Annotated in this window: 10 protein-coding genes; 2 read left to right on the top strand and 8 right to left on the bottom strand. The window is 59.9% G+C overall.

What is annotated here, in order from left to right:
* The 8 genes from menE to K5E19_RS22755 form a co-directional block, all read right to left on the bottom strand.
* On the bottom strand, positions 1-1,121 hold a 1,121-nt coding region (gene menE / locus K5E19_RS22790; RefSeq protein WP_221553210.1), incomplete at its 3' end, for an o-succinylbenzoate--CoA ligase.
* Positions 1,118-2,083, bottom strand: coding sequence for an o-succinylbenzoate synthase (gene menC / locus K5E19_RS22785; protein ID WP_221553209.1), 966 nt, complete (start codon positions 2,081-2,083; stop codon positions 1,118-1,120). The genes menC and menE, both read right to left, overlap by 4 nt.
* Positions 2,083-2,940 carry a 1,4-dihydroxy-2-naphthoyl-CoA synthase gene (gene menB, locus K5E19_RS22780; RefSeq protein WP_010433380.1) on the bottom strand — a complete coding sequence of 286 codons (858 nt, stop codon included), beginning with the start codon at positions 2,938-2,940 and terminating at the stop codon, positions 2,083-2,085. Before menB ends, menC begins: the two co-directional genes overlap by 1 nt.
* The gene (gene menH / locus K5E19_RS22775; RefSeq protein ID WP_221553208.1) at positions 2,937-3,713 is read right to left on the bottom strand and encodes a 2-succinyl-6-hydroxy-2,4-cyclohexadiene-1-carboxylate synthase; all 777 of its coding nucleotides are present in this window, start codon (positions 3,711-3,713) and stop codon (positions 2,937-2,939) included. The genes menB and menH overlap by 4 nt, the downstream gene beginning before the upstream one ends.
* Entirely contained in the window at positions 3,710-5,380 is a 1,671-nt protein-coding gene (menD, locus tag K5E19_RS22770) for a 2-succinyl-5-enolpyruvyl-6-hydroxy-3-cyclohexene-1-carboxylic-acid synthase (RefSeq protein ID WP_221553207.1), read from the bottom strand. The genes menH and menD overlap by 4 nt, the downstream gene beginning before the upstream one ends.
* Positions 5,381-5,468: 88 nt before the next feature.
* A complete protein-coding gene (menF, locus tag K5E19_RS22765; RefSeq protein ID WP_221553206.1) occupies positions 5,469-6,764 on the bottom strand; it encodes an isochorismate synthase MenF in 1,296 nt (431 codons plus the stop codon).
* Positions 6,765-6,859: 95 nt separating this feature from the next.
* Positions 6,860-7,165, bottom strand: a complete 306-nt coding sequence (gene elaB, locus K5E19_RS22760) for a stress response protein ElaB (RefSeq protein ID WP_029485146.1) — start codon at positions 7,163-7,165, stop codon at positions 6,860-6,862.
* Between the two features lie 53 nt (positions 7,166-7,218).
* On the bottom strand, positions 7,219-7,680 hold the full coding sequence (locus K5E19_RS22755) for a GNAT family N-acetyltransferase (protein ID WP_221553205.1): 462 nt from the start codon (positions 7,678-7,680) through the stop codon (positions 7,219-7,221).
* 71 nt (positions 7,681-7,751) lie between these two features.
* Between K5E19_RS22755 and rnz the strand changes: the two genes are divergently transcribed.
* Together rnz and K5E19_RS22745 are read left to right on the top strand one after the other, a co-directional pair.
* A complete protein-coding gene (gene rnz, locus K5E19_RS22750; RefSeq protein WP_221553204.1) occupies positions 7,752-8,669 on the top strand; it encodes a ribonuclease Z in 918 nt (305 codons plus the stop codon).
* 64 nt (positions 8,670-8,733) lie between these two features.
* Complete coding sequence (locus tag K5E19_RS22745) at positions 8,734-9,738, top strand: chemotaxis protein (RefSeq protein ID WP_221553202.1); 1,005 nt, start codon at positions 8,734-8,736, stop codon at positions 9,736-9,738.
* Positions 9,739-9,995: the final 257 nt, after the last annotated feature.

The raw sequence follows: 9,995 nt of genomic DNA, 5'->3' as shown, positions 1-9,995 counted from the left end.
TGCGGATGTGTGGCGATAACGCGTTCCAGCGATTCGGGTTGGATCCCCTCTCCTCCGCTGAAAAAGAGATTGTCCATACGGCCTAAAATCGTCAGACGACCGTTGCGCCATTCCCCGCGATCGCGGGTGGCAAACCAGCCCTGCTCGTTAGCGATCGGAAGAAGCGTACCGTCTCGCCAGTAACCCGCCGCCATGCTGCGCGCTTTGATCCAGACTTCCCCCTCGACCAGCTTCACTTCCCGACCCGGCAGGGCGGTTCCCACATCCGGCTCGCCGTCCGCCGCTTTCGCACAGACGGTTGAGGCAAACTCCGTCAGACCGTAACCGCAGAAGGTGCGAATGCCCTGCTCCCGCGCCTTCTCGGTCAGCTCAACGGGAATTGCCGCGCCGCCGAGCAGAACGGCTTTCAGCGCAACCTGGCGTTGAGCATTAATCAAGCGCCACAGCTGGGTCGGCACCAGCGACGCGTGCGTGCAGCCCTCCAGCGCCTGCTCCAGCGGCTGCTTCCTGCGCACGGTCAAGCGCCCGCCCGCCAGCAGCCAGCGCCACAGGATCCCCTGACCAGAAACGTGAAACAGCGGCAGCGACAGCAGCCAGTCGTCGTCTCCGCCGTAGGGCATCAGCGCCAGCACGCCCTGCGCGCTTGCAAGATGCGCCGCACAGGTGTGCACCGCCGCTTTTGGCAACCCCGTCGAGCCGGAGGTTAACGTCATGGAAGCCAGGCGTTCCTGCTGCCACGACGCCGCATGTTCCCCGGCGTCTTCTGACAGGCTAAGGGTAGAGAGCCCGTCAAAAGTACCGTCCAGCACCAGCGCATGGCGCAGCGTCATCTGCGGGAGCAGGACGTCCAGCAAGGGGCGCGGAAGCTGGGGATTGACCGGCAGAATGCGCGCACCGCACTGCAGCAGCGCAAGCCACGCCAGCAGCGTTTGCGGATGGTTATGGGCGAGCAGCATAACGCCGTCGCCCTCCTGCACGCCCTGACGATGGAACCCGGCGGCAAGGCTATCGATGCGCGCACAAAGCTGTTGCCAGGTGAGAACGTCGTCGTCCAGGCGCAGCGCGGGTTTATCCGCACACTGCGCGCGCCAGTGCCGCCACGGCCAGTCGGTAAAACTCATAGCAGCGGCTCCAGCGCCTCAACGTCGAGGCACGGCAACGTGCTGTCCGGCCACTGACGTACAAGCTGGGCCTGCATCAGGTTCAGCGTGTCGAGCCCTGGAATGGTATCCGGCGTGAGCCAGGCGGCAATGCGCGCCAGCTGCGTCAGCCCGAGGCTGGACTCAATGGACGAGCTGATCACCGCCGTCAGCCCCAGGGCGTGCGCAGCCGTGACCTGCTCACGCACCTTGTCCAGGCTGCCGGTCAGCGTCGGCTTAATGACCACCGCACTCACGCCCGGCTCGGCGACAAATTCAAAATCGGCTTCGCGCAGGCTTTCATCCCAGGCAATGGCGATGCCCGTTTCACGGGCAAAGGCGCGCGAATCGTCGCGGGTTTTGCAGGGTTCTTCGAGGAAGGCAATGCGGCTGCGGTACGCCGGGTTGACGTACTTTGCAAACTGCTGCGCCTTGAGCGGCGTCCAGGCGCGGTTGGCGTCCAGCCGCAGGCGCAGGTCGGGGATCGCTTCCAGCAGCAGGTTGGCGACCATGCCGTCGCGCACCGCTTCGTACAGGCCAACTTTAATTTTCGCCACTTTCTCGCCGGGCATGGCGGAGAGCTGCGCGAACAGTTCGTCCGGGTCGCCGGTACAGAGCGGCGCCGCGCGGTAGTTGGCTTCCTGGGGCAAACTGCCGTCAAGCTCCGCCAGCGCGCAGCTGATGCCGAAGGCGGCGGAAGGCTGCGTCGGCAGAGCCGGATCGCTCCCTTCACGCCACGCGCGCGCCCACGCCATCAGCGCGGACTGCGCGTCGTCGAGCGACTCCAGACTAAAGCCCGGCAGAGGTGAAATCTCACCCCAGCCTTCCCGCTCACCCTGCCGGAGATGCACGAAGAGCCCGTCACGGGTTTTTAACCGCCGTTCACGCAGCACCACGCCCGCGTCCATCGGTATCTGCCAGCGGTAAACCTGCGCGCGACGCATTACGGGTTCCGTTTGTATTTGCTGAAGTCCGGCTGGCGTTTTTCGTTAAACGCGTTGCGTCCTTCCTGACCCTCTTCGGTCATGTAGAACAGCATGGTGGCGTTACCCGCCAGCTCCTGCAGACCCGCCTGTCCGTCACAGTCGGCGTTGAGGGCCGCCTTCAGGCAGCGCAGCGCCATCGGGCTGTTTTGCAGCATTTCGCGGCACCAGCGCACGGTCTCTTTTTCGAGATCGGCAATCGGCACCACGGTATTTACCAGGCCCATATCCAGCGCTTCCTGCGCGTTGTACTGACGACACAGGAACCAGATTTCACGCGCTTTTTTCTGCCCAACGATGCGTGCCATGTAGGACGCGCCCCAGCCGCCGTCGAAGGAGCCGACTTTCGGGCCGGTCTGGCCGAAGATGGCGTTTTCAGCGGCAATAGTCAGGTCGCACATCATGTGCAGCACGTGGCCGCCGCCGATGGAGTAACCCGCGACCATCGCGACAACCGGTTTTGGACAGGTACGGATCTGGCGCTGGAAGTCGAGGACGTTCAGGTGGTGCGTACCCGCATCATCCTGGTATCCGCCGTAGTCGCCGCGCACTTTCTGATCGCCGCCGGAGCAGAACGCTTTGTCACCTTCACCGGTCAGGACAATCACGCCGATGTTGTCGTCATAGCGCGCATCGGCCAGGGCCTGAATCATCTCTTTCACGGTCAGCGGACGGAACGCGTTGCGCACCTGCGGACGGTTGATGGTGATTTTGGCGATGCCGTCGGTGGACTTGTGGTAACGAATGTCGGTGTAGCCTTCGGAGCAGTCCTGCCATTCAACCGGGGCGTAAAGCATGTGTTCATCAGGATAGATCATAGAGTGTCCTTTGTTCGAAGACGCAGTATCTGAGCCAGACTAACGGCGACCGCAGCGGGGTTTTCCCGGTGGGCGTTGTGTCCGGCGTGAGGAATAACGTGGCGTTCGGCGTTCAGTTCGGCGGCGATGGCCGCAAATTTCTCGTCACGTTCGCCATAGAGATAATAAAAAGGGGCGTTGAACGCGCTCAGCGCAAAACGCAGGTCGGGCTGTACGGCCAGCGAGGTGGCCTCAAGCATTGCCGCCAGATTCGCGCCGTTGTTCTGGCTACGCAGGGCGATCAGTTCGCCGCGCTGCGCATCAGTAAGCGAGGCAAACACTGGCTGCTGGTACCAGTCGGCAAAGACGGCAGGGAGCGGTTCAGTACGAAAACGCGTCGCCCAGCGGCGATCGGACGCCAGCCGCACCTCTCGCGAGCCCACATCCTGCAGCCCGGGATGACCGCCTTCAACGACAATGCCGCATAAGCCCTTTGGCTGCTGGCAAGCATGAAACATCGCAATGCGGCCGCCGAGGGAGTACCCCACCAGCCAGTAGTTAAGTATGTTGTAACTAAGTAAGGTGCTGGCGAGTAAATCGCTGAGATCGTTAAACCCGGCGACGCTGACACTGGCTGATTCGCCGTGTCCAGGCAGGTCGAGATACAGCTGGGGATAATCGCGTAATGACTCCCCGACGGCCTGCCACTCGCGGCAATCGCCGGAAAAACCGTGCAGGAAGATAAGCCAGGGGTAACCCGGCTTACCGTTATGATGCACGCCAGTAAGGGTCACAGGTGGCTCACCTGCGCCAGCAGATTTTGCAACTTCTGCGCGCCGTCAGCATCGTTGACCACCAGTTCAATAAGCGTGGTGCCCGGCTGCCGCCAGGCGCTGCTTAACGCCGTATCCAGCTGTTCCCAGTTTTCGGGACGGTGATACCTGAGGCTGAACATGGCGGCGGCATGCTCGAACTGCACGTTTTGCGGCATCAGGTAGAAGCGCTCGCGCTCGCTCTGCGGCGTCGGCAGCAGGGAGAAAATCTGCCCGCCGTTGTTGTTCACCACAATCAGCACAAAGGGCGCGGAGACCTGACGCAGCAGCGCCAGCGCGTTGAGGTCATACAGTGCAGAGAGGTCGCCCACAATCGCCAGCGTTGATTTCGCACTGGCGCGCTGTACGCCTGCCGCCGTCGAAATCAGCCCGTCGATGCCGCTGGCTCCGCGGTTGCTGTAAACCGGATAGCCTGCAGGCAGCTTAGAGAAGGCATCAATCAGGCGCACCACCAGACTGTTGCCGACAAACAGCTGCCCCTGCTCGGGCAGATAGTGGCGAATACGGTGCGCCAGCTCGGCTTCACCAAAACCTTCGCACTGCGCTTTGGTGAGTTCCCACGCCTGGCGCGAGAGTTCTGGGATCGCCACCGCCCAGGGTTTACGCTTTTCTGCCGGGTGCTGTTCCAGCCAGCTATCAATCTCGCTCACCAGACGACGACCGTGATGGTGCGCAGGGTCGAGCCGCCCCTCCAGCGGATCCACCAGCCAGTACTCTTCCGGTGTGCAGGTTGCCTGCCACTGCAACAGACGCTTCCCGGTGAGGCTGGAGCCTATCTGGACCACAATTTGCGCCTGCGCCAGCTCGGTGATCGCTTTGGCATTCCCCAGCCACAGATCGGCGCACGGCAGCGGCTGACCGGTCTGGGAAAGCACGTCGCCAATTAACGGCCAGCCAAGGGTTTGCGCCCATTCGGCGACCAGCTTGCCTTCAGACGCGCTCATGCGACCGGCAATCACCACGCCGCGCTTCTGTCGCCAGAAGAACCAGTCGCGCTGTTTCGCGCTCTCAAGGTGCGTCTGCTCGCGTAGCCAGGGTTTTTCGCTCTCCCACCAGTCGCCAAGGGACTGCTGCCAGTCAAGTCCCGTGTCGTCCAGCTCACCGTACAGCGGCTCGGCAAACGGGCAGTTGATATGCAGCGCGCCGCTGCGCAGCGAGCCCATCGCGTGGTCAAGGGTGGAAACCAGCCAGCTTGCCGGAATATCCTGAGTTGGGCGCGGCAACGAGACCGTCTGCGAAGGATGAGATGCGAAAATACCCGGCTGGCGGATCGCCTGATTGGCACCGCAGTCGATAAGTTCAGGGGGACGATCGGCTGTCAGCAGGATCAGTTTTTCACCGGTTAACCCGGCTTCGATGATCGCCGGATAGAGGTTCGCCACCGCGGTACCGGAGGTAACAATCACCGCGACGGGGGCGTCGCTGACCTTCGCCAGCCCTAACGCCAGATGACCCAGACCGCGCTCGTCAAAATGGGTGTGGTGAATAAAGGCCCGGTTTTCCGCCGCCGCCAGCGTCAGCGGCGTGGAGCGAGAGCCCGGTGCAATACACACGTGCCTGACGCCATGGCGGGTCAGGGCTTCGAGGATCACCGTCGCCCAGCGTCGGTTAAAAGAACTTACTGACATGAGTTTGTCCGGTATCAAGAATGCGACACAGTATAAATAATAGAAAAATTTGGAATTTTGATATGAATCGGGAATGCGCGAATCAGTATTAATCCCTAAGGAGCAGAGAACGCAGCCCGGCGGCTTTGTTTTCTATCTCCTGCCACTCCTGTTCCGGGTCAGAGCCGCTGACGATCCCCGCCCCGGCGTAGAGCCGCAGCGCCGCGCCATGGACGCGTGCAGAGCGCAGCGCCACGCAGAATTCACTTTGCACTGGCGATAAATACCCGGCCGATCCGGCATACCACTCGCGGTCAAAAGGTTCCACATTCTGGATAAACGCACGCGCCGCCTGGCGCGGTAGCCCGGCCACCGCCGCCGTTGGCTGCAGAACGTGCAGGCACTGTTCATCATCAGCGTGTTTAAGCTCGGTCCAGATGCAGCGCCGCAGATGCTGTACCTTCCGCAGCCGCACGACCTGCGCGGGCAGCACCTCCAGCGTTTGGGTATGATGCTGCAGGCGCTCGCAGATGTCCTCCACGACCAGCATATTCTCACGCTGATTTTTATCGTCTTTCATCAGCCAGTCGCCCAGACGCCGGGCCTTAGCGTCGTCCGCGTGGCTGGCGACGGTGCCTGCCAGGGCTTCGGTACGCAGCAACGTGCCACGCCGACGCCACAGACGCTCAGGCGTAGAGCCAAGAAACGCGCTGCTGGCATCGAAAACCATACAGAAATGGTAGCAGTTCAGGTTGAGCGCGCGGCTGGCTGCCATCAGGGCAACGGCCTTTACCGGCTGACGGCATTGCAGATCGGTGGCGCGGGCGAGCACCACTTTTTCAAAGTCACCGTGCGCGATAGTCTCCGTTGCCTGACGGATAAGGCACAGCCATTCCGGTTTTTGCGGCTGGTGCGTTTCGCGCTCCACCTGAACGGACAGCGGGCGGATCGGTTTGGCGTCCTGAAGAGTACCTAAAAAACGCAGTGCCACTTGAGCATCGTCCTGAAGGGAACTCTCACTCCACAGCTGCAGGCGCAGGGTGGCAACGCCGCCTGAACGTCGCCAGAGCAGGCGCGGTAAAAACAAGCTGCCCTTTTCCGGGGTAAAGGCGTTCAGGCCGCAGATGCGGGTGTCACCGGCTGCATGTTGCGTATGCAAAAACTGCGAGGCCAACGCGAGAGAGGAAAAATGGATAACGGCACCCAGCGCGGCCAGCTCTTCATCGCCGCTGCGCTGCTGCCAGTAAAATTGGGGATAGCATTGCTGAGCGCCCAGCCAGGCCAGGGGATCGAATGCGTCGTTTAACGGGAAAGAGACGTCGAAATGACGTAAACCGGGTGCTGCGGGTAACGCTTGCGCCAGCCGTATGCGCAGTTGCTCCAGCGCGAGGAATATCGAATGCACGCGAACCTCTCCCTGTTAAAACCTCGTATTATACGGGGTACCATAAGAAATATCAGTACCCACGTATAGGGAGTGGTTAACCGTTTAAAACGCTGTTAACGACGGGCTAAAAGCAGCCCCAGTACCAGCCCGACGGCAGCACCGGCGCCAATGCCCTGCCACGGTTTTTCATGCACGTAGTCATCGGCCCGATAAACCGCTTTTTTCGCGCGGTAGTAGTAATTATCAGACGCATGGCTGACGCGGTTTTTCACTTCATGCAGTGCCTTTTCAGCACGCGCTTTCAGCTCAATATATTTCTGATCGGCAGGGTCGCCGGACGAACGTAACACCTCTTCCAGCGTCTCGCTCAGTAAGGCCAGGTCGTCGTCGATACGGGTATCCCAGGATTGAAATGACATATTTTTCTCCATGTTGTTACACCAGTCCGCTAACTATAGCCAACGACTCGCCATTACGCCTGCTTCGTTTCCCGCGCCATCCCGATATGCGGAATGCCATCTTCGTCATACACATCCGTCACTGGCCCAAAGCCAAAATGTCCGTAAAAGGATTGGAGATGCGCCTGCGCCCCCAGGTATAAGGCCTTGTCTGGCCACTGTTTTTCGCACGATGCCAGGGTTTTTTCCATCAGCTGATAGCCCAGTTTTTCACCGCGCGCTTTATCGCTGATGATGACGCGGCCAATCACCACCGGCTCGAAATCGTCGTCGCTTTTCAGAATCCTCGCATACGCCACCAGCTCGTTATCGCGCCAGCCGAGGATATGACGATTCTCGCCGACAAGGTCATCGCCATCGATGTCCTGATACGGGCAGGTTTGCTCAACCACAAAGACTTCGCAGCGCAGCTTCAACAAGGCATAAAGTGAATGAACGGTGAGTTCGCTATGGTGTAAATCTTGCCACTGGATCATGTCTGTCTCCTTCCTGGGGTTCATCACGTTATACTAAACCCCTCCCCGTTCGGCAAAGGGCTGATTGCGTTATGGAACTGATTTTTCTGGGTACGTCCGCTGGCGTGCCAACCCGCTCACGAAACGTGACGGCGATCCTGTTGGATCTTTATCACCCCACCCGCGGCGGTCTGTGGCTGTTTGACTGCGGTGAAGGCACGCAGCACCAGCTGCTGCGCACCGCTTATCATCCGGGCAAGCTCGATAAAATATTTGTTACCCATCTGCACGGTGATCATCTTTTCGGCCTGCCCGGCCTGCTGTGCAGCCGCTCGATGGCCGGTAACGCCAACCCGCTGACGATTTACGGGCCAGCGGGAATCCGGGAATTTGTTGAAACGACGCTGCGCCTGAGCGGCTCGTGGACGGATTATCCGCTCGACGTGGTGGAGATCGCCGAAGGTCTGGTCTTCAACGATGGCGCGTATACCGTCACTGCCCAGCCGCTCAATCACCCGGTGGAGTGCTATGGCTATCGCATTGAAGAGCACGACAAACCCGGCGCGCTCGACGCCGCGGCCCTCATCGCTGACGGCATAAAGCCCGGCCCGCTGTTCCAGCGTCTTAAGCAGGGAGAGACCGTCACGCTGGAAGATGGGCGCGTGGTGAACGGTCAGGATTACCTCGCAGCGCCGCAGCCGGGGAAAAAGCTGGCGATCTTTGGCGATACCGCACCCTGCCCTTCCGCCCTTCTGCTGGCACAGGGCGTAGATGTGATGGTGCATGAAGCGACGCTTGAAACGGCAATGGAAGAGAAAGCCAACAGCCGGGGCCATAGCTCCACGCGTCAGGCGGCACAGCTTGCCCGTGACGCGGGAGTCGGGAGATTGATCGTCACTCACGTTAGCTCGCGCTACAACGCGCGGGGATGCGCAAGCCTGCTGGCAGAGTGCCGTCAGGTGTTCCCGTCGTGTGAGCTGGCGGAAGATTTCGCTCAGGTCAGCGTTTAGTCCTTCATTTTTCCCTCAGGATGCCGATAACGATTAAAAGGTCAGCATTTCTCTCGAGGGTAGAATGGATAATTTCCAGAAAGATATTGATGACAGGGCGAATCTCACCCTGTCGAACCGTTTTGAACTGTTGCTGTTCCGTCTTGGCACCTCTCTGAACGAAAATAAGTCCGAGCTGTTTGGCATTAACGTCTTTAAGCTGCGTGAAATTGTGCCGATGCCGGAGTTCACCAAACCCGCCGGGATGAAGTCACCGCTGATGGGGATGGTGAACATTCGCGACCAGGTGATCCCGGTGATTGACCTGGCCGCCGTGGCCGGATGCAAGCCGACGACCGGACTGAACATTCTGCTGATCACCGAATACGCCCGCAGCGTGCAGGCGTTTGCCGTGGAGTCCGTTGAGAACATCATGCGTCTTGACTGGAAGCAGGTTCACGCGGCCGAAACCGCCGTCAGCGGTCGCTACATCACCAGCATCGCCTGTCTGGACGAAAAGACCGATACCAACGACCTGGCGATGGTGCTGGACGTTGAGCAGATCCTGTACGACATCACCCCGGCTAACCACGATCTGCACGCGACCAATCTGAAGACCACCAAATTCAATATCAAACCCGGTGCCGTCGCGATTGTCGCGGAAGATTCTAAAGTGGCGCGCTCGATGCTGGAAAAAGGGTTGCAGGCGATGGAAATCCCCGCGCAGTTGCACATTACCGGAAAAGACGCGTGGGAGAAAATTGGCGTACTGGCAGCGCAGGCGCAGGCTGAAGGGGTTCCCATCACCGATAAGATTGCTCTGGTGCTGACCGACCTCGAAATGCCGGAGATGGACGGCTTTACGCTGACGCGCAAAATCAAGACCGATCCGTTCCTGAAGGATATTCCGGTGGTGATCCACTCGTCTCTGTCCGGCAACGCCAACGAAGATCATATTCGCAAGGTGAAGGCGGACGGCTACGTGGCGAAGTTTGAGCTGAACGAGCTGTCGTCGGTGATTGAGGAAGTGCTGGACCGCTCGATGAAGAAGATTGACGGGCCGTTGATTAGCAGGAAGCAGCTGGCTTAGTCGGGTGGCGCTTCGCTTACCCGACCTACAAAACCCGTAGGCCCTGCAAGCGTAGCGCCGCTGGGCAAACCATAAAAAACCCGCCGAGGCGGGTTTTTTCGTTACGTGCGGGCTGGTGCCCTCACCCCATCCCTCTCCCTGTACGGTCCGGGGACATAGTGAACACTTGTTCGGGGACATGGTAGACACTTACAACTAAGGCATAAGAACCCGTTTATGGAGTCGCTTATGCCCTGGGATGCGAGAGATACCATGTC

Origin of the sequence: Enterobacter sp. RIT637, assembly GCF_019718755.1 — a bacterium.
Classification (GTDB): Bacteria; Pseudomonadota; Gammaproteobacteria; order Enterobacterales; family Enterobacteriaceae; genus Enterobacter.
The sequence above is the reverse complement of the archived record's forward strand: the minus strand, read 5'-3'. Positions and strand labels throughout refer to the sequence as shown.